General features: G+C 43.2%; 23 protein-coding genes and 1 CRISPR repeat array. Of the genes, 10 read left to right on the top strand and 13 right to left on the bottom strand.

Annotated features, from left to right (window positions below; translation table 11 throughout):
* Positions 1 to 427, bottom strand: a 427-nt coding sequence (locus JFQ59_RS11070; protein ID WP_202320558.1) for an acyl-CoA dehydrogenase family protein, incomplete at its 3' end; no start/stop codon positions are given.
* 159 nt (positions 428 to 586) lie between these two features.
* Here JFQ59_RS11070 and JFQ59_RS11065 point away from each other — a divergent pair.
* The 7 genes from JFQ59_RS11065 to JFQ59_RS11035 all read left to right on the top strand — a co-directional run bounded on the left by JFQ59_RS11065 (position 587) and on the right by JFQ59_RS11035 (position 10690).
* Positions 587 to 1162 carry a metal-dependent transcriptional regulator gene (locus JFQ59_RS11065; protein WP_202320546.1) on the top strand — a complete coding sequence of 192 codons (576 nt, stop codon included), beginning with the start codon at positions 587 to 589 and terminating at the stop codon, positions 1160 to 1162.
* A 221-nt stretch (positions 1163 to 1383) separates the two neighbouring features.
* Positions 1384 to 7335: a CRISPR direct-repeat array (repeat unit 30 nt; unit sequence CTTTCAATCCCACTTTGGTCTGATTTCAAC).
* 423 nt (positions 7336 to 7758) lie between these two features.
* Complete coding sequence (gene cas4 / locus JFQ59_RS11060; protein ID WP_202320544.1) at positions 7759 to 8259, top strand: CRISPR-associated protein Cas4; 501 nt, start codon at positions 7759 to 7761, stop codon at positions 8257 to 8259.
* A gap of 4 nt (positions 8260 to 8263) precedes the next feature.
* Positions 8264 to 9232 (top strand): type I-B CRISPR-associated endonuclease Cas1b, encoded by a 969-nt coding sequence (gene cas1b / locus JFQ59_RS11055; RefSeq protein ID WP_202320542.1) that lies wholly within the window; start codon positions 8264 to 8266, stop codon positions 9230 to 9232.
* 1 nt (position 9233) lies between these two features.
* On the top strand, positions 9234 to 9497 hold the full coding sequence (gene cas2 / locus JFQ59_RS11050) for a CRISPR-associated endonuclease Cas2 (protein WP_202320540.1): 264 nt from the start codon (positions 9234 to 9236) through the stop codon (positions 9495 to 9497).
* 19 nt (positions 9498 to 9516) lie between these two features.
* Complete coding sequence (tsaA, locus tag JFQ59_RS11045) at positions 9517 to 10005, top strand: tRNA (N6-threonylcarbamoyladenosine(37)-N6)-methyltransferase TrmO (protein ID WP_202320556.1); 489 nt, start codon at positions 9517 to 9519, stop codon at positions 10003 to 10005.
* 42 nt (positions 10006 to 10047) lie between these two features.
* Positions 10048 to 10290: a DUF6290 family protein gene (locus JFQ59_RS11040; protein WP_202320538.1), complete on the top strand. Its 243-nt coding sequence runs from the start codon at positions 10048 to 10050 to the stop codon at positions 10288 to 10290.
* Entirely contained in the window at positions 10271 to 10690 is a 420-nt protein-coding gene (locus JFQ59_RS11035) for a type II toxin-antitoxin system VapC family toxin (RefSeq protein WP_202320537.1), read from the top strand. The genes JFQ59_RS11040 and JFQ59_RS11035 overlap by 20 nt, the downstream gene beginning before the upstream one ends.
* Before the next feature lie 65 nt (positions 10691 to 10755).
* On the opposite strand, the gene cas3 (JFQ59_RS12615) is transcribed toward JFQ59_RS11035, so the two are convergent.
* The 10 genes from cas3 (JFQ59_RS12615) to JFQ59_RS10985 form a co-directional block, all read right to left on the bottom strand.
* Positions 10756 to 11562 carry a CRISPR-associated helicase Cas3' gene (gene cas3 / locus JFQ59_RS12615; protein WP_330999881.1) on the bottom strand — a complete coding sequence of 269 codons (807 nt, stop codon included), beginning with the start codon at positions 11560 to 11562 and terminating at the stop codon, positions 10756 to 10758.
* Positions 11563 to 11627: 65 nt separating this feature from the next.
* Positions 11628 to 12941, bottom strand: a complete 1314-nt coding sequence (cas3, locus tag JFQ59_RS12610; protein ID WP_202320535.1) for a CRISPR-associated helicase Cas3' — start codon at positions 12939 to 12941, stop codon at positions 11628 to 11630.
* Positions 12938 to 13558, bottom strand: a complete 621-nt coding sequence (gene cas5b / locus JFQ59_RS11020) for a type I-B CRISPR-associated protein Cas5b (protein ID WP_202320533.1) — start codon at positions 13556 to 13558, stop codon at positions 12938 to 12940. Before cas5b ends, cas3 (JFQ59_RS12610) begins: the two co-directional genes overlap by 4 nt.
* Positions 13545 to 14639: a type I-B CRISPR-associated protein Cas7/Cst2/DevR gene (gene cas7i, locus JFQ59_RS11015; RefSeq protein ID WP_202320531.1), complete on the bottom strand. Its 1095-nt coding sequence runs from the start codon at positions 14637 to 14639 to the stop codon at positions 13545 to 13547. The genes cas5b and cas7i overlap by 14 nt, the downstream gene beginning before the upstream one ends.
* Positions 14639 to 16165: a type I-B CRISPR-associated protein Cas8b1/Cst1 gene (gene cas8a1, locus JFQ59_RS11010; RefSeq protein WP_202320529.1), complete on the bottom strand. Its 1527-nt coding sequence runs from the start codon at positions 16163 to 16165 to the stop codon at positions 14639 to 14641. The genes cas7i and cas8a1 overlap by 1 nt, the downstream gene beginning before the upstream one ends.
* Before the next feature lie 15 nt (positions 16166 to 16180).
* Entirely contained in the window at positions 16181 to 16504 is a 324-nt protein-coding gene (locus tag JFQ59_RS11005; RefSeq protein WP_202320528.1) for a nucleotidyltransferase domain-containing protein, read from the bottom strand.
* Complete coding sequence (locus JFQ59_RS11000; protein ID WP_202320526.1) at positions 16483 to 16842, bottom strand: HEPN domain-containing protein; 360 nt, start codon at positions 16840 to 16842, stop codon at positions 16483 to 16485. The genes JFQ59_RS11005 and JFQ59_RS11000 overlap by 22 nt, the downstream gene beginning before the upstream one ends.
* Positions 16843 to 16921: 79 nt before the next feature.
* Positions 16922 to 17638 (bottom strand): CRISPR-associated endoribonuclease Cas6, encoded by a 717-nt coding sequence (cas6, locus tag JFQ59_RS10995; RefSeq protein WP_202320524.1) that lies wholly within the window; start codon positions 17636 to 17638, stop codon positions 16922 to 16924.
* Between the two features lie 87 nt (positions 17639 to 17725).
* On the bottom strand, positions 17726 to 18943 hold the full coding sequence (gene hisD, locus JFQ59_RS10990; RefSeq protein WP_202320522.1) for a histidinol dehydrogenase: 1218 nt from the start codon (positions 18941 to 18943) through the stop codon (positions 17726 to 17728).
* A gap of 26 nt (positions 18944 to 18969) precedes the next feature.
* Positions 18970 to 19695, bottom strand: coding sequence for a TrmB family transcriptional regulator (locus tag JFQ59_RS10985; RefSeq protein WP_202320520.1), 726 nt, complete (start codon positions 19693 to 19695; stop codon positions 18970 to 18972).
* Between the two features lie 53 nt (positions 19696 to 19748).
* Here JFQ59_RS10985 and JFQ59_RS10980 point away from each other — a divergent pair, with 53 nt between their 5' ends.
* The 3 genes from JFQ59_RS10980 to JFQ59_RS10970 all read left to right on the top strand — a co-directional run bounded on the left by JFQ59_RS10980 (position 19749) and on the right by JFQ59_RS10970 (position 22987).
* Positions 19749 to 21797 (top strand): COG1361 S-layer family protein, encoded by a 2049-nt coding sequence (locus JFQ59_RS10980; protein ID WP_202320518.1) that lies wholly within the window; start codon positions 19749 to 19751, stop codon positions 21795 to 21797.
* Positions 21798 to 21911: 114 nt separating this feature from the next.
* Positions 21912 to 22241, top strand: a complete 330-nt coding sequence (locus JFQ59_RS10975) for a nascent polypeptide-associated complex protein (protein ID WP_202320517.1) — start codon at positions 21912 to 21914, stop codon at positions 22239 to 22241.
* Between the two features lie 2 nt (positions 22242 to 22243).
* On the top strand, positions 22244 to 22987 hold the full coding sequence (locus JFQ59_RS10970) for a tRNA (adenine-N1)-methyltransferase (protein WP_202320515.1): 744 nt from the start codon (positions 22244 to 22246) through the stop codon (positions 22985 to 22987).
* Here JFQ59_RS10970 and JFQ59_RS10965 read toward each other — a convergent pair.
* Both JFQ59_RS10965 and JFQ59_RS10960 read right to left on the bottom strand, forming a co-directional pair.
* Positions 22961 to 24091 carry a cation:proton antiporter domain-containing protein gene (locus tag JFQ59_RS10965; RefSeq protein WP_202320513.1) on the bottom strand — a complete coding sequence of 377 codons (1131 nt, stop codon included), beginning with the start codon at positions 24089 to 24091 and terminating at the stop codon, positions 22961 to 22963. The two genes, JFQ59_RS10970 and JFQ59_RS10965, sit on opposite strands and share 27 nt — an antisense overlap.
* Positions 24088 to 25251: an NAD-binding protein gene (locus tag JFQ59_RS10960; RefSeq protein ID WP_202320512.1), complete on the bottom strand. Its 1164-nt coding sequence runs from the start codon at positions 25249 to 25251 to the stop codon at positions 24088 to 24090. The genes JFQ59_RS10965 and JFQ59_RS10960 overlap by 4 nt, the downstream gene beginning before the upstream one ends.
* Positions 25252 to 25268: the final 17 nt, after the last annotated feature.

Genomic DNA, 25268 nt, shown 5'->3' with positions numbered 1-25268 from the left:
TGTCGGCTCTGGTTTTTATGCCCGCTACATCACTTCCCGCCTGAGGCTCGGTGTAGCAGGCTGCGCAGATTTTCTCTCCCTTGGCAAGTGGTGGGAGGTATTTCTTCTTCTGCTCCTCGTTGCCGAACATCTGTATTTGCTCGCTGCCGAAAGTAGATGCCGTAATCATTCCGAGACCACCGTCAATTCTCCAGAACTCCTCTATAACCAGGCAAGTATCAAAAACGCCCAAGCCCTGCCCGCCGTATTCTTCCGGGATCGACATTCCGATAAACCCGAGCTGGGCTGCCTTCTTCCACAGCTCGAACGGGAACTTCTCCTCTCTGTCACACTCCTCGGCATAGTTCGGAAACTCCTTCTCTGCAAACTCTCTCGCCGCCTCTTTTATCGCTTTCTGCTCATCCGTGAGGATAAAGTCTGCAAGCATTTTTACCACCCAGCATTGCCTGATTTAATGATTATTTAAGTTTTGCCAAGTTAAACAATTGAAAAATGATTTATATCTGATGGATTTTAGCATTTATTAATCCTGCTATTTCACAGCTACAGAAACTGTTTTTAATTACCTGTTTAAAATCTACAGTTAATGGAAAGGGTTGAGGAGTATCTAGAAGCGATTTACGACATTCAGGAGAATGAAAATAGAGTAGCAAAAACAGGCGATCTGGCAAATATTTTGAATGTGAAACCCTCGAGTGTAACGGAAATGCTAATAAAACTGAAGGATCTGGGATACGTAGACTACCAGCCGTACAGAGGAGCAAAACTCACAAAGAAGGGGGAAGAGGTAGCTAAAAGGATAAAGAAATACTATCTGGCACTTCTCGTCTTTTTCAGAGATTATCTGGAAATAGAGGAGGAAATCGCTTCAAAGCTAAGCTGTGAGCTTGAACATCACATTACAGAAGATGCTTTCGTCAGAATATGCCGAATTATAGCCGGGGACTGTGAAGTTTGCGACTTCTGCACCCAGGAGCTTGTTAGTCTGAACAATGTGGTCGAAGGCGAATTTCTGGTGGTTGTTGCACCGTCAAAACTTGGCGATGTTGGAATAAAGCCGGGAAAAAAGATTATTGTATCTGGGGATGATGTAACAACGGAGAACGGAACCTTTAGAGTTAATGAAGACCTTAGAAAATTCGTCATTCTGTCTCGATTTTGATTTCGCGGGATCTCTATGACAACTTCAATTACTCGAAGGTAGTACCAGTCTTGTCCGATATCAACAGGCAGCTTGAGATCCAGTCCATGGAACGTGGCAGATGCCATATTTTTATTTCGATTTGCTGAAATTCTGGCATTTTGATTGTCTACGTGTCCCATACTAAACAATGCTGATTTCAACAAAAGGAACAGATGGAACTAGCCTTAAAACCATAAAGCCTTTCAATCCCACCTTGGTCTGATTTCAACCTATTTTGACCCCGTCAGGGTGGAGTGCTCCCGTCCGCTTTCAATCCCACCTTGGTCTGATTTCAACACAACATCAGTTATTGGGTGGATAAGTATGGTGTTGTCTTTCAATCCCACTTTGGTCTGATTTCAACAAGTTCGTCTCGATAATCGCTCAGGTTGTTCAAGCAATCTTTCAATCCCACCTTGGTCTGATTTCAACGGGAGTAATACCGATTTTCATCGTTGTGAGCATACTACCTTTCAATCCCACCTTGGTCTGATTTCAACTCAGCTAAAGCAAAAGACGTTATGGGTGGTGAGAAATGAGCTTTCAATCCCACCTTGGTCTGATTTCAACGGTTGCTGAAGTCAATTGTTTCACGATAACCCTTACCCAACTTTCAATCCCACCTTGGTCTGATTTCAACTTTTGCAGGTGATTGCCTCTTGAATGCATAAGCTATGTCGTAAGTCTTTCAATCCCACCTTGGTCTGATTTCAACAGAACATCTCCGTCTTTATCTCCTCTGCCTTAGTTCCCTTTCAATCCCACCTTGGTCTGATTTCAACGCAAGCTCTTTTAATTTCTCATTTATCGACAGTGTAACCTTTCAATCCCACCTTGGTCTGATTTCAACGATTATGTGCAGTATAAAAGCGATTGCATTGAGCTTAACTTTCAATCCCACCTTGGTCTGATTTCAACTTATGAATATATTAATAGCAGTTTATGCAGTACCAGCTTTCAATCCCACCTTGGTCTGATTTCAACGAGAGTCAGTACATACCGGCAAGGCAGTGGTGGGGGACTTTCAATCCCACCTTGGTCTGATTTCAACTTGGAGATGGAACTGACGTAGCAGACCCAACGCAAACCTTTCAATCCCACCTTGGTCTGATTTCAACAGCATAAACCCTGTGCACTCCCGGATCTGAGAAGGTGTCTTTCAATCCCACCTTGGTCTGATTTCAACTAATTATCCACTTCATGCATTGAAAAAGCAGTAAAACGCTTTCAATCCCACCTTGGTCTGATTTCAACGTTCAAGTTCATCATTCTTCATCATCTGCAACTGTACTTTCAATCCCACTTTGGTCTGATTTCAACGCTTACAGAAGGCAACACCTACAGCTACACTGCAAGCCTTTCAATCCCACTTTGGTCTGATTTCAACCTCTTGATATAGCCCTCCTCTTCCAAAGCTCTTAGAACACTTTCAATCCCACTTTGGTCTGATTTCAACGCTGGTCAACAATCCATTCCAGCAATGAACGACAATCAGCGCAGATCGTCTTTCAATCCCACTTTGGTCTGATTTCAACTATAGAATGCATCAGTGTCCGGGTCTGAAAGGTATCCTTTCAATCCCACTTTGGTCTGATTTCAACTTGCAGGTAAAGGCAAAAGTTTGGGTTGATGAATCACGCTTTCAATCCCACTTTGGTCTGATTTCAACTTGCAGGTAAAGGCAAAAGTTTGGGTTGATGAATCACGCTTTCAATCCCACTTTGGTCTGATTTCAACTTACAAGCGCAGAATCAGCGAACAGATTGACCAAATAACTTTCAATCCCACTTTGGTCTGATTTCAACATACCTCAATCCCAAAACTATCAAAACGGCTGAAATCTTTCAATCCCACTTTGGTCTGATTTCAACGAGGGAATGAGGATATATAGAGGTGCGGCACCAGCACCAACTTTCAATCCCACTTTGGTCTGATTTCAACAGCTTCGACGATAAACCCACATTGCAGCAGAAATATAGCCTTTCAATCCCACTTTGGTCTGATTTCAACTCCCCTCGAGGCTGTGATCATACAGATCGGCAAGAAGCTTTCAATCCCACTTTGGTCTGATTTCAACCTTACAGCTTGGATTAAACCAACAGAGGAGACACCGAATCTTTCAATCCCACTTTGGTCTGATTTCAACTCAGGCACAGGTCTTCATGTGGCTTGCTCAATACGGCCTTTCAATCCCACTTTGGTCTGATTTCAACTCTGCATCTTTGAAGACACATCCTCAAAGCTCAGAGAAACTTTCAATCCCACTTTGGTCTGATTTCAACTCCTTCCAAAAGTCGAGAATGGGAAGTTTACCATTCCTTTCAATCCCACTTTGGTCTGATTTCAACCTGCAGTTAAGCTGCTCGAGGCATCTCTTGAGATGATCTTTCAATCCCACTTTGGTCTGATTTCAACAAGTCAGGGAGCAGGTTGAAGTGGTAAACAGAATACTCTTTCAATCCCACTTTGGTCTGATTTCAACACGCTGAGCTTGAAGGTCTGTGCGAGTGATGCGTCTAGCTTTCAATCCCACTTTGGTCTGATTTCAACTGGCGGTGCCCTGAATAATGTCGATTTCGAGAAGATCTTTCAATCCCACTTTGGTCTGATTTCAACCTGCCCTTTTCCGACACTGATCTCTATCCCGTTCTCCCTTTCAATCCCACTTTGGTCTGATTTCAACTGTTTGGACCGCTGCAACCCTCACGGGTTCAGGAATCTTTCAATCCCACTTTGGTCTGATTTCAACGGTAAAGGCAAAAGTTTGGGTTGATGAATCACGCTTTCAATCCCACTTTGGTCTGATTTCAACTTGGCAAGGCTATGGAAACCTTACGCAAAATTTGAGACTTTCAATCCCACTTTGGTCTGATTTCAACCTTCAGCACAACAAGATTACCCGTTAGCGGAACGCTCTTTCAATCCCACTTTGGTCTGATTTCAACATGAAAATAGTGCATGCTGGTTTATTTTCAGGTTTATACTTTCAATCCCACTTTGGTCTGATTTCAACGAAGAGTACGGATACAGGGACGTGGATTTTGCCAGACTCTTCTTTCAATCCCACTTTGGTCTGATTTCAACTTCACCTCCTCGAGGATTGAATAATACTCCTCACCGGCAAACCTTTCAATCCCACTTTGGTCTGATTTCAACTATTTTTTAGCGGAATATCTATTATGAAAGTTAAAATCTTTCAATCCCACTTTGGTCTGATTTCAACTGGAGGAGTTGGCATATTTCATATGATCCAACCTTCAAGCTTTCAATCCCACTTTGGTCTGATTTCAACGGTAATCGAAATTCTCTTCGTCAGGATCCTCCTCGAAAACTTTCAATCCCACTTTGGTCTGATTTCAACTCACCGACACTCAGAAGATGCTTGCCATCGGGGCTGTAGCTTTCAATCCCACTTTGGTCTGATTTCAACAAACGCCGCAACTGTTAGAAGCTTAAGTCCTCTGCTGCCTTTCAATCCCACTTTGGTCTGATTTCAACAGAAATTAGGGTGGTTGGTGGCTATTGCTATATCAGGCCTTTCAATCCCACTTTGGTCTGATTTCAACTCGAGAAACCGTACAAGAGACTATTAACATTCAGAAGGGGAGACTTTCAATCCCACTTTGGTCTGATTTCAACTTTTATCTGCCTTTCACCTACCAAATAAAAAAATCTAACTTTCAATCCCACTTTGGTCTGATTTCAACTGATACATGTTCTTATCTTATTAATAATTCAGTTAGTACTTTCAATCCCACTTTGGTCTGATTTCAACTGTTATTGGTCAATTGTTCTTCAAGGTCCTGCAGATCGCTTTCAATCCCACTTTGGTCTGATTTCAACATCAACCACATAAGCCCAGCTATCTATAACAAGCTTCTTTCAATCCCACTTTGGTCTGATTTCAACTCGGTTTTATCCAAGCTGTGATTGTTATCGCTTGTTTCTTTCAATCCCACTTTGGTCTGATTTCAACCAAATTCTGCCTCAGCAGTTTCAAGAATTATGTAAACAAGAGTTCCATCTTTCAATCCCACTTTGGTCTGATTTCAACAACGACGGCTACTATCTCTTTATAGTTCACACAAAAAGCTTTCAATCCCACTTTGGTCTGATTTCAACCCGTGCTCTTTCCGATTCCGAGATTAAACAGATGTACGCTTTCAATCCCACTTTGGTCTGATTTCAACGGAACAGCATGCTGAGTGGTTCGCCAGCACGATGTACGCTTTCAATCCCACTTTGGTCTGATTTCAACAGGGCATAAGGAGCTTGTTTGAGTTTATATGATGTTTCTTTCAATCCCACTTTGGTCTGATTTCAACAATTCGTCGCAGAATAAATTTCATAATACAGATAAAACTTTCAATCCCACTTTGGTCTGATTTCAACCTCTCTTAACAACAGAGCCCTCTCTGAACTCGCAGAGACTTTCAATCCCACTTTGGTCTGATTTCAACAGTAAAGCAAGAAATTCTAAAAAAATACGATGAAGATGCTTTCAATCCCACTTTGGTCTGATTTCAACGGCGAGCAGAACCTTCGCAACAACAAAGCCAGCAAGGCCTTTCAATCCCACTTTGGTCTGATTTCAACATTGAATACAGAGGGTTGGAGCCAAAAACCACCAGTCTTTCAATCCCACTTTGGTCTGATTTCAACTCTGGATCCAGAGCTGACGATCCCCCTCAGCGAGACCCTTTCAATCCCACTTTGGTCTGATTTCAACTTTTTCGACATGGCTGTCGAGGTTGAGTATTAGATTTCTCTTTCAATCCCACTTTGGTCTGATTTCAACGCTTATCAGGAACTTATTATGAGCGGCTCAAAGGATACTTTCAATCCCACTTTGGTCTGATTTCAACAAACCCCATACGTTTAGACCTCACAGGAACAAGAGCCTCTTTCAATCCCACTTTGGTCTGATTTCAACGCCACATAATTCAAGTTTAGTCTTGATGGAAGAATTGACTTTCAATCCCACTTTGGTCTGATTTCAACAAGCTCAGATATGTAATTACTGTGAATGTCCATCCCAGTATAGGCTTTCAATCCCACTTTGGTCTGATTTCAACTCCCAGTACTCGATGTCCAGCATCATTTCCTTGTATGCCTTTCAATCCCACTTTGGTCTGATTTCAACAGTGAAGCAGGAAATTCTGAAAAAATACGATGAAGATGCTTTCAATCCCACTTTGGTCTGATTTCAACTTATCATTAGCCCGATTGGAACGTGACTCCTCTTGAACCTTTCAATCCCACTTTGGTCTGATTTCAACCGTTTCTTTTTGTGCTTTCAGTATACCCTTCTGATACAGCTTTCAATCCCACTTTGGTCTGATTTCAACCCGGCTTTTCAGCTTGCGGGAGAAGCTCAGAATGGTTTACCTTTCAATCCCACTTTGGTCTGATTTCAACGAACTGTCGCAAGGCTTGGGGGAGTTAAGTTTGCAATAGGGCTACCTGCTTTCAATCCCACTTTGGTCTGATTTCAACCCACATAGCCGCCCATCCGGTGCAACGTAGTGCAGCTTTCCGCCTTTCAATCCCACTTTGGTCTGATTTCAACACAAATAACAGAGCAAACCAGAAAGGATTTAGTTTCTCTCTTTCAATCCCACTTTGGTCTGATTTCAACGAGGTTGTGAGAGAGGACATAGCCGTGTTGATAGTCAACTGTGCCACGCTTTCAATCCCACTTTGGTCTGATTTCAACTCAAAGCAGGTTATACCATTGAAGCTTCTTACCTCAGACTTTCAATCCCACTTTGGTCTGATTTCAACTTTTGGTTGGAGAGCGGAGATGGATCCCTAAGAATCTTTCAATCCCACTTTGGTCTGATTTCAACGTGAACAAATTAAACCAGATCAGGCAGATTTATATCTCTTTCAATCCCACTTTGGTCTGATTTCAACCTGTTTTGTGGGAATCTGGTTGTAGAGTTGGTGAGCTCTTTCAATCCCACTTTGGTCTGATTTCAACACATTTCTCGTTGCGATCCACATGTAGTCCACATATCTTTCAATCCCACTTTGGTCTGATTTCAACAGAAAGAGAAGAGAAAGGCAGGTTATTAACTGAAGTTAATAAGGTTAATAAGCGTCTTTACCCTTGTTCAACCCTTTCAATCCCACTTTGGTCTGATTTCAACCTCTGGTAATATTTCTTTCATTTCTAATTTAAAGCTTTCTCAATCCTTCTTTAGTTCATATACTGTCGTGAATCCCCAAAGTTGCGGACCATTTATAAAGATGTGCGACTTTTATTCTGGAGATTTATTTCAAATTGGGCGAATCAGATCACTTTTTAAGGAAATTAAAGGCAAATTAACATGGGTGGAATTGAAAATAAAAATTTGACCACTCTGTTTTTAAAATAAAGGAAATAAAAACTAAAAATATGCATAATAAAAAGTACAAAATAATTTGTTTTGCGACCATATCAAACAGCCGTTTTTCAGCCCAACTCCTTTTTAAACAGTTTATTCCGATTTTTGCGATTTCTCTTCAGGCTAAACTCAATGCAGAAATCGGTGTGAAGTAAGTTATTTATTGTACAATAAGGTAGTTAATTTATGATTGATGAAATGTACATTAGAGGTGTGGAGGTTAACTATTATTTCGTGTGCAAGACCAAGCTCTGGCTTTTCAGTCATAACGTGAGTTTAGAGAAGGAGAGCGATCTCGTAAAACTAGGAAAGCTCGTCCATAAAGAATTCTACCGGAAGGATAGAAAAGATGTCCGGATCGGGCCAATAGCAATAGATGTTGTGAGAAAGGGAAATGAGCTGGAGATTCAGGAGGTAAAGAAGGCAAAATCGATGGAAAAAGCTGACCTCTTTCAGATGCTCTATTACCTTTTCTACCTGTCAAATCTTGGGATACCCGCCAGGGGCAGAATCACATACCCGAAGAGCAGGGAAGTTGTGAATGTTGAGTTGGACGAAAAGAGGTTAAGAGATCTGGAGGAGATCTTGAGAGAAATTGACGGGCTTAAGAGGGGAAAGATGCCAAAGCCCGTCAGGAAAAAGCATTGCAGGAAGTGCGCTTATTTCGAATTCTGCTTCGCCGGGTGACAAAATGAGGAAAAGGAACTTCTATATAGTATCTGACGGCAAGCTGAGAAGGAAGGAGAATACGATATACTTTGAGAATGCCGAGGGAAAAAGGCCAATTCCGATAAACTCAATATACTCCATATACGCTCTCGGTTCGCTGACCATAACCTCGCAGGCTCTCAACTATCTGGCCAGGGAAGGTATTTGCGTGCATTTCTTCAACAGATATGGTTACTACACCGGTTCATTTTATCCCAGAGAGAGCTTAATTTCCGGAGATGTGGTGGTCAAACAGGCGGAGCATTACCTTGACAGGGAGAAGAGGCTGTACCTTGCAAAGGCTTTCGTTGAGGGTAGTATCATGAATATGGCTCGTGTGCTAAGGAGAAACGGGGAAGATGACACAGGCGTAATTTCAGCTCTTCAAGGCCTTGAAAATTCAGAGAGTGTGGAGGAAGTTATGGGAGCTGAAGCAACGGCAAGGACGGAGTATTATTCAAAGTTCGACAGCATGCTGTCCGGAATGAAGTTTGAGAAAAGGAGTAGGCAACCGCCGGAGAATGAAGTTAATGCCATGATCAGCTTCGGCAACTCTCTCCTGTATTCTGCAGTTCTTACCGAAATTTACCACACTCAACTGCATCCGGCAGTTAGCTACCTCCATGAACCGTCCGAGAGGAGATTCAGCCTGTCGCTTGACCTTGCAGAGATTTTCAAGCCCTTGCTCGTGGACAGACTTGTTATTTCTCTTGTGAACAAGAAAATGGTTGGTGAAGGGGACTTTGATGAGGACTTTAAAGGAGTTCTTTTGAGTGAGAAGGGCAGGAAGAAATTTCTAAAGGCCTTCAACGAGAGGCTTGAGAGGACTGTAAAGCACAGAACACTTGGCAGGAATGTTTCCTATCAACGGCTGATAAGACTGGAATGCTACAAGCTCGTTAAACACATTCTGGGGGTGGAAAAGTACAGGCCTTTCGTGATGTGGTGGTAGTATGTATGTAATAATTGCCTACGATGTCAGCGTGGAGAGGGTAAACAAAGTGAAAAAATTTTTGAGGAAGCACCTGAACTGGATTCAAAACTCACTGTTTGAGGGTGAGCTGACACAGTCGGATCTCGAGGAAGTCAAAATGGGGCTGCGGGAAATTATAAACGAGGACGAGGACATGATTGTGATATACAGGTTGAGGTCGAGAGACGTGGCAAAAAGGGAGGTTTTGGGGATTGAAAAAAGCAGTGTGGATGAAATTATTTGAATTAAAAGAGGTGTCCATGATGGACGTTATAAATTACAGACCGGTCGGGATCATTCATTCTCCATTTAAGGGACCCAAGGGAACGCCGATACAGCCTGCCGCTGCGACTGGTATTGACGGGACAGTTGAAGTATTCCCCGAATATGCTGAGGGTTTAAAAGATATCGAGGGATTCTCACACATCATTCTGATATATCACTTCCACTTGGCCAGAGGCTACAGCTTAAAGGTAAAGCCGTTTCTGGATGACCAGTTCCATGGAGTATTTGCAACCAGAGCACCAGCCCGTCCAAATCCAGTTGGTTTCTCGGTTGTGCGCCTCGTCAGAGTTGAGGAAAATGTGCTGCACGTACGAGATGTGGACATTGTGGATGGAACCCCTCTGCTGGATATCAAACCCTACGTCCCGGAATTCGATGCAAGAGAGACGAAGAAAGTAGGATGGCTCACAAAAAATCTGCATAAGCTCCCTGTACTGAGGGATGATGGGAGATTTTCGGGGTTGTAAACAGAGAAAAACAATATTTACTGTAATGACAATAATACAAATATGGCTGTAATTACCGTGAGGATAGATGATGAGACAAAAAAACTGATGAATGAGGTAAGGATAAACTGGAGCGAATTCATAAGAGAAGCCATAAGAAAAAAGATAGAAGAGGAAAAAAACAGAAATTTGGCCAAGGCAATACTTATAAATGAAAGATTGAGGAGGAAGAGCAAAGGGGAGGCCAAGGCTGAAGAAATAATAAGACAATTCAGAGAGGACAGATATGGAGAAAATCGTAATTGATGCAAGCGTTGTTGTCAAGTGGTTTGTGGAAGAAGAGAAATCAGATGATGCCTTGAAGATAAGAGATGCTTACATTAATGGAAAAATAAAACTCATCGCTCCAGAGCTGATAGTTTTTGAAGTTTTAAATGCTCTTTATTACAAAAAACTCTTCTCAATTTCCGAGTTAAAGGATATTTCAGAAGCTTTAGAAGCTTATTCGATGGAATTGTACCCCCTGAGGGGAGAATATGCAAGAAAAACCTTGGAGGTAGCTTTTGAAAATAACATTACTGTTTACGATGCTGCATACGTCTCTTTGGCCATTCTGGAGGATTCTATCATGGTCACTGCTGACAAGAAGCTTATTGATAGTTTAAGGGACGAGTATGGTTTTGTGAGAGGTTTGGAGAAGTTTTAAGTTAAGTGTTGTTTTATTTGTGTTCTTTTAGTTCGTTTATTGATTTTTACTCTTTCAAAGAGTTGTCAGACAATTTCAGTTTCGGATGGTTCATTGAGTAATCCAAGTTCTTTACTGTATTTCAGGTTTGCAACAATAAAGCCCTTATTTTTGACTTTCGAGTGGTTAAAAACTTCGCCAAAATTGTTTATTATAGCGTAATATTTCCAGTAAGGTAGCGGAACGAGATATTTTTGAACTTCTATTCCTTTTCCTTTGTCTATTAGCTCAGTGACCTTTCCCTCAAACTTCGACGGTACAACTTCGAGTCCTTGGAACATTTCGTAGAATTGGCTTTCATCTTCACCATGTCCAAGAGGTTTAAGGTCTGAGAATAGGTCTTTTGCAGTCTCCCAACAATTTACAACCTCTTTTTCAAGCTTTTCACTCGCTGGAGAATAAGCATCACTTATTAGCTCTGGAATCTTCGATTCCCAAAGAGGTTCTCCATTAAAATCTTCGAGAATTTTAATACTTTTTTCCACAATTTTATAGGGATTGTAGATTTTATCATCGTTTTCCGATCCCTCTGTAAGGATATAAACATCTCTTGGGTTTCCAAACCCCCTTCTATTCACCCTTCCAAATCGCTGGATTAGAGCATCGAGTGTTGCTGGTTCGGTTAATATCGACTCAAAGCTAACATCAAGAGAAACTTCAACTACTTGAGTAGCTACAACGAAGTCGTAATCTTTTAGATTGTGCATCAACTTTCTCTCCTTTTCATCCCGGTCTCCGTATGTGAATCTGCTATGAAGTAGCATGACTTTATGGCCTGCATCTTTCATCTGTGCGTATACTTCCATAGCCCTATCCACAGTGTTGCATGCAATGAGAGAAGGGCGCGGAAGGCACTCAGCAAAATTGAGGACGTCGTCTATACTACCATCTTTTATGTTTACTCTGTGTCTCGTGAATTTATTACCTCATCATCCGAAACGTTCACCTCTTTTGGAGATAACACATCCTTTATCAGCTTTTCAAGGAAGTCTGGAAGAGTGGCCGTCATAACGAGTGACTTGGTTTTATAATCTTTCAAAGCTTCAAGTATTGCGAGAATTATACCGAGGACGTTAGGCTCATAAGCATGGATTTCATCAAAGATTAAAAGAGACCCTATTAGTTCAGTGAATGACATCTCAAAGAAGCCGACACCGAAGAAAGACTTCATAATCTGAAATGGAGTTGTGACCTTCAACGGGGTATATATCTTCTGGTATAGCGAAGAAAGGCGTTTGTATTCAAGAGCTGAAGAATAAAGGTAAAATTTTGAGGTGCTATGGAGAACTCCAACCAAAGATGGATCATAGAACAGGCTGAGGATGCGGGAGTGCATGGCGTTTATGCTGGCTTTGTAAGGAAGGATATAAAAAATTCTGCTCGTAATATCGTTATTAACTCGAAAAGAGTTTCTTTCAGCCCAAAGCAGTGCAGCTTCAGTTTTGCCATATCCAGTTGGAGCTCTGAGAATAAGATTACCATCTGTTCTCCACGCCTCCTTCTGTTTGGGACGCCAATTTTGCCTTGGAAGCTTTAATTCAAGTGTCTCAACGATACTGGGAAGTACTTGAACACTAATCTCCCCAGCTGAAGCCAAATGATCTGTTGCATTGAGAAGTCCTCTAAGTAGTATCAGTTCCACTTTTCTGTCTCTCCAATATTTTTCATACCAACTAACTACTTGCCAGAAGTCAAATTCTCTCACTTTCTTTTTCCAATTTGCGGGAAAATGGAATAAATATGGTGGATTCCTCGTACTGAAAAAATAAGCTTCCCAGAATGGAACTTTTGGCATGAATATCCCTTCTATGTAATCCGAATTCTCAAAAAGTTCATCTATTTTTTCATCATATTCGCTCCTATGCTCCTTAGTTGGTACAATATCTCGTATTTCATCGATAGTTTTATGGTGAGTCAGAACAGCAAGGGTCACGAGCATCCTTTGTTCTTCAGGAATTTTCAGGAATTGGGTAAAAGGCGTCGAAAGGATCTCGTGTCTGTAGCCCCATTTTTTTGGATTTTTCTGAAATCCTACAGCGCACTTACCAATATCATGTATCAAAGCAGAATAAAAAGATAGTTTCCAAATTTCAGGAAAGATGTCCCCAAGCCATGGGAAAGCTGTTTTTATGCTTTTTAGCACGTTTATTACATCGTTTACATGACTTTCGAGCAGATCATGAGGGTTAAACTTGGCGAAGCAGACTTTCATCCGCTCCACCTGTGAAGATAGACGCCCAACTCAAGTTCGGGATCGGTCGGAATCTGTACTTTCTCTTTATATCTCCCCCTATCGTATGGCAGGATGATAAATGGCCTAACTAGTCTTGCTCTTCTTGGAGTAGTTGTGTAGTCGTACTCAACCACGAGAGCATGTACAATCCCCGGAATTCCCAAACTCACTGGCACCACCGTTCCGCAAATAATGGATTCTCTTTCTTCAAGCTTAATACGCTTGATTTCATCTACCGTTGCAAGATCGCTTGACCTGCCAAGGAGAAGCTGGTATCTGGGCTTCTTGAAGAACTCCGTCCATTCGTCAGGAAGATAGAGGAAAAGTTCAGCATCATAGAGAAACTCTCTTTTCACAATGTCAGTTTCCGGTTTACCCAGAGCATAGATTCTCTCAAGGTCAACCCCTAAGCCATTACTTTTGAAAATGTAACCTAAAAAAGGTAATTCGGAGAGGTATACAGTTTCTCCTTTCGCTGCCGAAAGTATACCTTGAATTGTTGAGGGAGGTGGGACGGGTAGCGTTGGTTGATAGCCAGATTGGAAGGTAGGGTAGCGGAAACTTGCCGTCCAAGCTTTAAGTTTAACTCTCATCATAGTATGGCTCAATCTCCTCTTTTACGAACTTTTCTATTGCTTCTCCAACACTGCCGAACTCAACTTCAATCTCAGCGTTTTGTAGTGTTTCAGACATCTTATTAACATCCCACCCAAGGTTTCTTATGAATCCGTCGTCACAACCCACATAAAGCTTCTTTGTTGGTAAGATATCCTTCAGATCAGCAAGTCTATTTGCAAGAGCTTCTGTATCGAACTTAACTTCTCCTCTATCCTCGAACACGATATCGCTTATAAATGGATTTATTCCCGCATCGATGCTCATCAATAAAACGAACTTCGGTGTTATGTCTGTATGGAATTGGGTCTGCTTTGCTCCCCCAGAAAGGTAGCGTATGGCTTTTATTGTTTCGGCTGATCTTTTCTTTCTAAGTTCGTTAGGCAAGACCCACTCTTTTTCACCTCTTACTATACCAAATTCCTCAGATATGTGCTCCATTTCTCTAATTTCTTTTGTTATCTCTTCCGTTCCTTTTTTAGGCTTACCACTCTTATCTTTTGGCACATCGTTCCATGTAAGGAGATTCTTGAAACCGGCTTTGCCGATTATAGTAAATCTTCCAACAGCTTCCAGATCAAGTGAAAAAGCGCCCTTGAGCACAGTGGAGTAAAATTCCTGATTGTATGGTGTCGGATCACCCTCATGCCTTGAAGCATAACCTTCGTCCATAGTAATTGAACTCCTTTCCGGAAGTACAGAGATTAGCGGAGTATTTTTTAATGGAGAAATTCTCGTAACTGTAATATTTATTCCGCCCCTCTTGAATGCCCTCATGTATCCAAAAACGTCATCATCTTTATATTTGAGTGGATTCGCAGCTGTGAATACCTGCTTTTCTTCTCTGAAAAGAGGTGAAAGTTCCCAGTCAAAATGCTCATTGAGTGTTTTTCTCCACCAATATCGCCAAGCTTGAGGAGAGACGTATGGGTAGCGGTATCCTCCACGTCTTAATGTCTTCACTCTTGTAACGTTTCTGTCTGGGAGACTATCGTCTATACCAAGCATATTCAGAGCCGAATGTGGCGCGTCTATCAAGACCATTCCAACTGCAAATCTCATTATATCACCTCCTCAATTCCAAAAAACTCGATTTCCCCACGTTCTTCAGCTTCTTCTCCGCCTTTCATAAGCTTGTCATGGAGATTTTCATAGATACGAAAGAGTAGGAGATGTTTCACGGTTTTCCAAGACACGTTAATGTCTTCGCCGTAGGAAGTGAGTATTCTGGCAAACTCGTCAAAAGTCATCAGAGGCTCAGGAATTCCAAGACTTTGACGAAGTTTTTCGGTGTTAACAAAGAACGCTTCGAACTGGTAAAGTTTCTCCGCTCTCTCTAACTCTCTAACTCTTTGTCTAAGCTTGTTATCCTCCAATTTTTCCAATGTCTCCACTATTCTGTCTCCAACCCTTCTAATAAAATCGAGAGCTTCCTTCTCCAAACCCAACACCTCCGAGCAGTAAAACTTTAAAAGGTTCCATTTCGCATTCACCACCCTTTCAGAAATATCTACGAAATATGCAAGTATGCTCCTACCTTCTAAAAGTCTCGAATAAACATCATTCGCTCTATTCTTTTCGTATTCTTCTAATTTTTCGTTATTTGGCTTCTCTCTCCAGCCCATCCTTACGATATTTTTCCAACCATTATAATCTTCTCTCTTCGCGTGAGTTAAGAATCGAAGAACAGGATTTGGAATTCGAATCACTTCAACCCACTGTTCTCCAGTTCTATTTCCATTGAGGAAGTAATAGGCCGTTACGGTTGCGTTTCCTAATTGCTCTAAGGTTAGAGAGAGTTCCTGAAGTTTTTTGAAAAGGAAGTTGACAGGTTGTCTAAAGCCGCGCGCATTATTGACCAGAAAAGAGGTTTTTGCTTTAGAGATTATTTCGCTTACGAGATCTAACTGTAATTCATGTGGGTGTGCGTGTATAACTAATATTCCTTTAATCTTACCTCTTTCACTGTGTAGCACATAGCTACCAATTGGAATAAATTGCGCTAAAAACAAGCAACATGCGCAAACATCGGCCCCACTCTCTTGACCGTGGGGGAAATAATTTCTTAGATCTCCCGTACCAAGTAGAGGAAATACATCTCCAGTGATCTCCTTAGGCCTGTCTTTTTCTTTAGAATGTATTGCTGCCCTAAGTTCTAACCCGGATACTATGCGTCTTTTTCCACATATCTGGCAGGTGGGAGACCTCGGTTCCTGAAGATTTTGTTGGGCCAGATTAAAAAGGATGCGCAAACTTTCTTTAAGTTTTTCTTGAGTGGCGCTTTTCCTCATTGAAGGATTTACCATTAAAATTGGATTATTGTTCCTGTATATCCTTGCAAGTAAAGTACTCCAGCCTTCCATAAGATACAATTTAGATGCAAATTCCACGGCAATCTCGACATCCTTCTCAGCCAGCTCCTCAGGCCTACTCTTTCCCGAAAGTAGAAGGAGTGCACTTAACCCTGCATCCGTGAATGGGTGGCCTGTCCACTCAAAGATTGGATTATCTTCTGTTTGTCCTTCAGGATTGATCAAATATTTAGCTTCTAAGTTAAATTTATCCATATACTCACCATCCAGACCCATTGCTGTTTTAACTCATCACCCAAACTCAACCACCCTCCCCTCCTTCAACGCTTCCCTCACAAGACTTGGTCTTCTACTGAGTCTCTCGAACTCTTCAGGAGTGAAGCAGATGAAATCAACAGGATATTCCAGATCCCACTCGAGATACAGATTGACCGGGCGTTTTAATGGACTCAAGCCCTCAAATATGTCGCTGACGATTATCAGATCAATGTCGCTGTCTTTTTTGAAGTCTTCTCTGACCGATGAGCCAAATATTACAGCTTTTTTAATTCTGTATTTTTTGTTAATCCTTTTGAGAAATGATTCGACAGTACTCAAATCAACTGTCTCACCCATTCTACCACCTTCTCAGCTTTTTCAATAAGTTCTGAGACTTCAGACTCGGAGAAATCCTCTGCAACATCAGGATACCGGGTTGCAGTGTAGGCAGGGGTTATCTCTGCGCAGAGTTTTATGATTTCCTCTGGAGCGTCAATCATCCTCGCCAGACGAGTTAAATCGTGTATCCTCGGAAATTCTCCACTTCTCTTGATATGCAGAGCCTTTAACGCCTTTTCCACTGCCTGCTGAGACAAAAAAGCTGAAACGTGATACTCTCCAATCTCGTAATTTTTCTTAGCACTTCTTAAATCTCTCTCTGCAAATCTAAACCACAGTTTTTCAGGACTTTCCATAGCACTGACACCCTCATTTTGGTTAGTTATCTCTAAATTCATTAGCCAATACCTTATTACTTGATCAAATCACTTCTGCTCATACCACCTTCACCATCCCAAACCCCATGCTGTTCTTTGCCCCAAAACCTGCCTTGTAACCAACCTCCATCAGCTCTTTACTCCCTTCTGCGACGAAAACCATCTCTGAACAGCGATGAAACGTATTCTTTATCCTCAGCCTCTTCGGTTTCACGGCAATTGGCTTTATACTCAATTCCACGTCCTCTGGCTCGATGCCGTGAAGAGCCACGTATTTCTTCACGAGGTTTCTCCTTATAATCTCATAAAATCTCGCATCTGATGGGTAGAGGTCAACGCTTTTTCTGGAGTAACCCTGCCGCTCGACGGTTGAGACCGCTATGGGACTCAAAGTAACGAACTTCTCCCTTCCACTTATCTTTTTCTCCCTCAAAACCTCAATACCCGAAACGTAAAACCTCGCTTCTCCGATATTTACCTCAGGGTTCGTTAGAAGCCCCTCAACGAACTTCCCGCACATCTCGTTCTTTGGCGAGGAGAAGAAGAAGTGGGCTGAGCCCTCAATCCACATCCGTTCTCCATCAATTTTGAAGTTTTCGGCAAAAAGCTTGCTGAAAGTGAAGAGTTTTGGACCATAAGGCCTGTGGAGCTCCAGTGAAAGGGTTTTGTCCGCAGACCTTATCGCCCGGTATATGAGAGAAGAGAGATAGTAGGAATAGTTCAGGTCAACCTTGGCCACACCTTCGGAGGGTGTCAGCTCAACTTTCAGTCGCATAGTTACATACTTTACAGCTATTATATAACCTTAACTGTTCTGTAAGTGTAAGCATCAGGACAATGTGCAACCTGATGGTTTTGCAGCCTAAAGCTGTTTCCCAAGCCTCTTCCTCACACTTTCAGCATGAAATCTCAGCCCTTCAGCTTCAGCAATCTTAATTATTGCATCTCCAATTCTGTTCATCGTCTCCTCGCTCAGCATCTGGAAAGTGAAGTGCTTCATGAAGCTCTCGACACTCAACCCTCCAAACATCCTCGCAAAGCCTGCCGTTGGCAGAACATGATTGGTGCCAGATGCATAATCGCCAGCGGCAACGGGGGAGTAATTTCCGAGAAAAACACTGCCGGCATTTCTGATTTTGCTCAACCACTCTTCTGCATTCTCTACAACCACTGTCAGATGCTCGGGAGCAAACTCATTGGATATTTCGACTGCCTTCTCAATGCTTTCAACAACTGCTACTCTGAAATTCTCAGAGATGCTGTGCTTTTCCACCAGTTCCCCAATTCTCTCAGCAAGGTCTTTTGACGTCGTCAGAACAACAGCTACAGCCATAGGATCGTGCTCAAGCTGGGCAAGGCAATCATAGGCGATAAATTCTGCATTTGCAGTATCATCTGCAATAACAAGAATCTCTGAAGGGCCTGCAGGCATATCAATTGCCACATCCTTCGCAACCAGCAGCTTCGCTGCGGTGACGTAAATGTTCCCCGGTCCAACTATCTTGTATACTTTCGGTATGCTTTCAGTTCCGTAAGCCATCGCAGCAATTGCCTGTGCTCCCCCAACTTTGTAAACTTCATCAAATCCGGCAATGTCCAGAGCAACGAGGGTTAGCGGGTTGATTCTGCCCTCACTATCAGGTGGTGTGCAGGCTATGAGCCTCTCAACTCCCGCAATCTTTGCGGGAATACCAATCATGAGAGCTGTTGACGGGTAGCTGGCTCTACCTCCGGGAATGTAAGCTCCGACCTTCTCTATCGGCGTGTATATTTTACCCATCAGACAGTCCTCAAATTCTATTCTCATTTCCCTCTCAACTGCTGTGACGTAGTGAAAGCGATCCAAGTTCTCCTTTGCCGTTTCCAGAGCGTCGATAAGATCATCACTGACCGTTTCATAGGCTTCTTCAAACTCCCTCTCGCCAACCTTTAAATCTTCAATTTCCACCCCATCAAACTGTTTTGTGAATCTTATCAGCGCTGCATCCCCTTCATTTCTCACAGCTTCAACAATGGGCCTTACATTCTCGATATAATCGTCAATATTCATCTCCCTTCTCAAATTGAAAATTTCATGCATGAGAAATGTACGGGTAAGGTTTAAAGTCATTTTCCTGCCAGCAGACCGAGAAATACCATTTTCTGAAAGAGGATTATCAGCGGAAGCTTAATGCTTACCCCAATTACCTCATCGCCAACCCTGTAAACTCCGAAAGACTCGTAGCCATCAGAAATCAGCAGAATTTCGAACCTGTATTTTATCCCATCTATAACTGTCTCATCAAATATCGCTCTGAAGTCCCTTCTTATCTCCATGACCTCAGCCTCAACACCATTAAACTTGGTGGAATCGTCCGTAACGATAACAATCCGGGTCTCCTCTCCTCTGGCATCCATAATTCTTTCAACAAAATCTCTCCTTGAAGTGATAACTATGAGATCCCTGCTGTTCACGACAAGTTCCTTCGCTCTGTTTCTAACTCCACTTGACCCTCTCACGCACCATACCGGATGCTGTATGAATTTCTCGTGCTTGGCATCTTTCAGAAACTCCACCACTGAGTTAACAGTGCTTAGAATCTCCTCTTTGTAGTCCTCAAGTATAATCTCGGGATCAATTGCTCTGAACGAGGCAGGTGAGCTTTTTATGGTTTCAACAAATCCCTTTGACTCCAGGGACTTCAACACCTCGTAAACCTTCGTTCTCGGCACTCCACTTGTTTTGTGGATTTCACTTGCAGTGGCCTCCCCCCTCAAAGCCAGTGCCGCATAAACTCTCGCCTCATACTCTGTAAATCCGAGTTTCTTCAGAGACTCAATGATGTTACGCATTGTAACTTATCTGGTTACAACAAAATTATATACTTTTTTAAAGCAGAGAGGTCATGCGGTCATGGCTGTTACTCATCGTTCTGGTGTTGCTTTTTGCAAAAGTATCTGCTTTTAGCTTTGAAACAAACATGGATTTCCACGCCAGTATGGCTGGGACTAATGTGCTGCATCCGGGAGAAAAGAGGCAGATCACAATTCTACTTGAGTGCGAGATTACAGGATGGGCAGGCAGTCCTCTGCCCGTAAACGAAAACACGTCCCAGATAATACCGCTTCTCACCACCGCCAAGGACGTTAGACTGGAGCCGTCAGCATCGGTTATTAGAGTGGAAAGTGACCAGATAGTCGTGGGAGACCTGCCGTGCGGTAGAGTGAGGCCCGTAAACCTCGTCGTTGACGTGAACAAGGATGCAAGAGAGGGTGACTACGATCTCAGGCTGGACATCCACTACACGAAGATCTTGGCAAACATTGATGCAGGAGGAAACGTCACTCTCAACTACAAAACCGGTCAGACCGATAGCGTTTCAGTTGAAATAAAAATTGAAAAGAAAGAATACGATTTTACAATCGAATCTGTAAGTTCCAAACTCGTTGCAGGAAGAGAGGGTGTTGTGACGATTAAAATCAAGAACAGCGGTATCAAAACTCTGTACGATACTGTACTTCTGCTCAACACAACTCCACCGATCATGCTCAACCCGAAAGCGATGAGCGTTTACACCGGCGATCTGGAGAACGGGAAGGAAGTAACCGCATCATTTAAAGTTTACGTTCCAGATGGCGTTTTTCTCCAGTCATATCCGGCAGAGCTTGTTGCAGTTTTCAGAACGTCATCGGGGATGCCTGCCAAAATCTCAAAGCCGCTGGGACTGAAAATAACCAGTACCGGATATTTCAGGGTGGAAAAGCTTGACGAGTTTCTCAGCTCTGCAAAAACGCTGAGGGTTGAGCAGAAGATCCAGATGCCATCCCTATCAATTCCGATACCCAACCAAGCACCGAAGCAGCCAAGCACTGGTACTCAGAACGTCATTACCATTCCCTCCAGAGGGTTCCTGGCGGTAAGGATCACCAATACTGGAGAGGAGATCAGGGATGCGTTCGCCACCCTCATATTCGATAACCCGCTCATAACTTCAGCGAGCACCCCCTATCTTGGAGACATGAAAAGGGGCGAGAGTCGGAATGTCACATTTTACATAACATCAAGTGCCCCAACCGGGAGCTATCTCGGCTACATAATAATCAAATACAGAGACCCTTACGGTGACGAGGTTGCAAGCCCGAAAATTTACGTTAATGTCGATGTCAAACCCACTCCCGCTCTGGAGGTAAGGAGAGTTGAAACCTCCAACCTTGGAGTGGGGCTGGTGGGCGATATTAAAGTAACTCTTGCTGGTGAGGGGGCAAGAAATGTCAGACTTTACCTGATTTCCCCCGATTCCACACTCTCACCCCTCAGCTCAACTTCGTACATTGAGAATTCTGGTGAAAAGGCCGTGTTCAGGGTGGCTGTGAGCGATGATGCCACTGCCGGAAATCATCTGCTGTATCTTGTTGAATCCTTCGATACGGAGTATGCCAGCGATCTCGTCAGTGTTGCCGAGTTTCCCGTTTACGTGGCACCCAAACTGGCCACATTTCAGGTTGTGTCCGTGAAAAGCGACCTTCATCCCGACTCCACAGGAGATGTTTTTATAGAAATCAAGAATTCGGGCAATGCAGAGATATACAACGCTGTTGTAATGCTCGAAGTTTCTGCACCACTGTCTGTTGCGGGTACGAGTTCTCTGGGAAGTATGATCGGACAGGCACAGCCGGGTAAGTACTTTGTTGGTACGATGAAACCCGGGGATGTTGCCAAGGTCAGGTTCAGGGTGGATGTTGACAAGGATGCAGGCGAGGGTAGCTATCCTGCCTCGGTCAAGATAGTCTATTACGATGAGAACGGATACAAGCATACCACAAACTCAATCGTTATATCACTGGATGTCAAACCATCAAAGCCCTATGTGCTAATATTTGCAGTAATCCTTGCGATCGTTGGATTGGCAATTGCAGGAAGCTTTGTCAGGAAGAGAAGAAGCATGAATAAGTAGCATTCTTAATTTTTATCAAGTTCCTTTTCCGGTTCAGATTATCTGATTTCCTGTTTGCAGCGGGAGTTAAAAATTGGATAAAAAAGTTATTTAACTGTCAATCCAATACTCTCCATGCTTCCAATGAACCCGAAACAGATGAAAAAAATGATGAAGCAGATGGGTATAGAGATGGAGGAGCTTGACGCCGAAGAGGTGATAATAAGAACGAGCGATGAAGAGCTGATTTTCAGAAATCCCAGCGTGTCCAAGATTTCCGCAAGGGGTGTTGAGACGTTTCAGGTTATGGGCGAGTACGAGGTCATGAAGAGGCCACCCAGAATCAGCGATGAGGATGTGAAGCTTATCATGGAGCAGGCAAACGTGGATGAGGAGACTGCAAGAAGAGCCTTGGAGGAGGCGGGAGGAGACCTTGCAGAGGCCTTGATGAAGCTTCAAGAGTGAAAATGGAGCCACCAGTAGTACTTTCTAGGGGAAGATACAGCTTTCTAATCGAAAAATTTGAGGGGACTCTCCACACCCACCACGGAATAATCAAACTGGAAGAACTCAGGGGGAAGAATTACGGCGATGAGGTGAGGACACATCTTGGAGTCAAGTATAAAATACTCCCATTCAGGCCGTCTGATTTTTTCAGGCATTTCAAAAGGGGGGCCACACCGATAATGCCGAAGGATATTGGCGCAATAATCGCCTACACTGGCCTCTCTCCCGATTCGCTGATTTTCGATGCCGGAACTGGAAGCGGGGTCCTTGCCGCTTACCTGGCCTATTTTAACAAGTTTGGAGAGGTTCTGACGGTTGAGAAAAGAAGAGATTTTGCTGAGATTGCCAGAAAGAATTTCGAGAGCGCCGGACTGAAAAACATTCACCAGGTCGTCGGTGATGCCCTCTTTGTTGCCCAGGGTTTGAGGGCCGAGTTCGATCTGGTTGTGCTTGACATGAAAGATGACGTTCAGTTCATCCCAAAGGCGAAGGAGATTCTGAAACCGGGCGGATACATAGCCGTCTACAATCCGTACATAGAAGCTGCGAGGGAAGTGTACAGGGCTATGGAGCGTAAGGACTTCAGGGAGATAGAGGCTTTCGAGCTGCTCAGGGTTGATCTGGACATAAAGAGGGTCGGAACAAGAACTTCAACGAAGGTCTGGCATACGGGCTACCTAGTTATCGGACGGAAGTTCGGCTGATTTTTTTGTTAGTCTGAAAAGAGTTGGCGAAAGAAGGCAGGAGATCACTGTAAACGTTACAAGAGCTGATGATTCAATCTCACTTATCACTCCCGCAGAAAGGGCAATTGCCACACCAGCGATCGTCAGGCTCAGCTTTGTTGATTGCAAAAATCCCATCGACACAGCATTTCTGATTCCGAACTCCTTTGAAAATATAAGAGACGGGACGGCCTTGATGACGTAGGAAATTATCAGAAGCATTACGATCATCCTGAGCATCTCCAGTCCTGCAACCACATCTATCTCGGCTCCGGTTTTGATGAAAAAGATGGGAATGAAGAATCCGTATCCCATACCGTATAGTTTCTCATACAGCTTTTTACCTCCCCTGAAAGTAAGCGACAGCAAAACGCCTGCAAGAAAGGCTCCGAGAATTGCCTCAACACCGAGAAGGTAGCTCAACCCGACAAAGAGGATCATAATCGCCAGACTCCCCCTCACACCAATTTCTGAGGGCTCATTCGTGAACCACCGTGCAACAAAATTCGGAAAATACCAGATTACCAATCTTCCAAATCTGTACGCTGCCAAAAACGCAACAATAATCAGAAATGCAAAGATGATCTGAGAAAAACCGGATAGAAAGTAGAGAGAGAGCAGAAACATCGTTGAAAAGTCCGTGACGAAAGCTGTGGCAATGTTTATCTGTCCGAAGGCTTCTTTTTCAGCCCCAATCTCTCTAAGGGAAGAAACGACAACCCCCACTGCCACGTTTGTCAGAATTATGGCATAGAACAGATCGAGATTGAGAAATATGGATGACACAACTGCAAGAAGAAGGGAGATCGTGAAGAATGCGGCAACGGCTGCTATACTTCTTCCTCTGGCAATAACGTCAAAATCTATCTCAAGACCGGCGAGAAACATGAGAAAAATGAGTCCAAAAAGGGAGAGAAACGAAAGCCACTCCGATTGCTGAATGACGTTAAGAAAACTGACACCGAAAAGTGCTCCGAGGATTATTTCAAATACAACAGCAGGAATTCTGATTCTTTCAGCAATTAATGGTGCCACGAATGCTATCAAAGATATTAGGGCTATTGTGGTAAACTGTCCTATCAATCTACCACCAGAACCGATGCGGTCCTGTCCAGCATGATCCTCCAGAGTATTTCACGGTCAATGTTTCCTGCATCGTTCCTCAGCGACAGAATCACGAGATCATATCCTTTTTTGAACTCCCTTATGGTATCAACCATCGGGTTTCCCCTCGAGACCTCAACTACCAGCCCGCTCTCTGTGAATTTGGAAAAATGCTTTAACTGCTCCTCTTCCAGCAGTAAGACCTTGACCTTGCCAAAGTATCTTGAAAAGGCAGTTGCCATACTTATTATCCTGTCCGGACTGAACGAGTTGACTATCCCGAGAATATTTCTGTAATTCTCCTTTCCAGTGGCAATTAAAGTTGGAAACTTACTCACAAGACCGGCCAAACCTTCCTCATCCTTTTTGCTTAAAGAGGTGATGATAAGATCGAGCTCATCGTCCTTTCTCAGCATCTCCAGCGCTTCACCAAGCTCAATTTTATCTGAGCTGCCGTCAAGACTGCAGGCATATGCATCTCCACTCTTTTCGAAAAAGATTATATTTGCCGAGAACTTTTCAGATAGCATTTTTGCCTCTCTTGCAATATCTTCCTCTCTACCCAAAACGAGGATGTTGTCAAAGGGATTTTTTGAAATTCTAACTTCCTTTCCACAGACTATCCCAAGCACGTCCCCCCTTTGAAGGGTAAGCTCGGGGTATGGGTGGAGTATCTTTCCCTCCCTGAATACGGAAACCACGGTGCAGTCTTCGCCAGGATCAAAGTCTTTAAGACTCGTTCCCTCAAATTCCGCGGAAACCGGTGTTTCCAGATACCTCTTTCTTCCAAAGAGCGTGAGAAGGGCGGCGTCTATTGACACACAGATTTTTTCAATACCTTCTTTCTCGTAAAGGCTGCAGGCACTTTCATCCTCAGGAATTGCGATCACATCCTCAAAACCAAGAGTTTTCGCAACCTTTGCGACCTTCAAATTGAAATTGTCATCATCCACCAGTATTAGCCTGGACTGCCAGAACACTGAAAGAACTTCAATGCGAGATGCATCCGCATTGAGAACCCTGAATCCCTTCTTCCTCAGAGCTTCTGCGCTTTCAGGATTTCTATCAATAATCAAAGAATTCGCCAGCCTGGAAGCCAGCCTCTCTGCCTTTCTACCGCTTCCAACAATCACGTGCACGATTACATTCCTGCGGG

It is taken from the genome of Archaeoglobus neptunius (genome assembly GCF_016757965.1).
GTDB classification, from domain to species: Archaea; Halobacteriota; Archaeoglobi; order Archaeoglobales; family Archaeoglobaceae; genus Archaeoglobus; species Archaeoglobus neptunius.
Note: the sequence above shows the minus strand (reverse complement) of the source record. Positions and strands in the feature narration are given on the sequence as shown.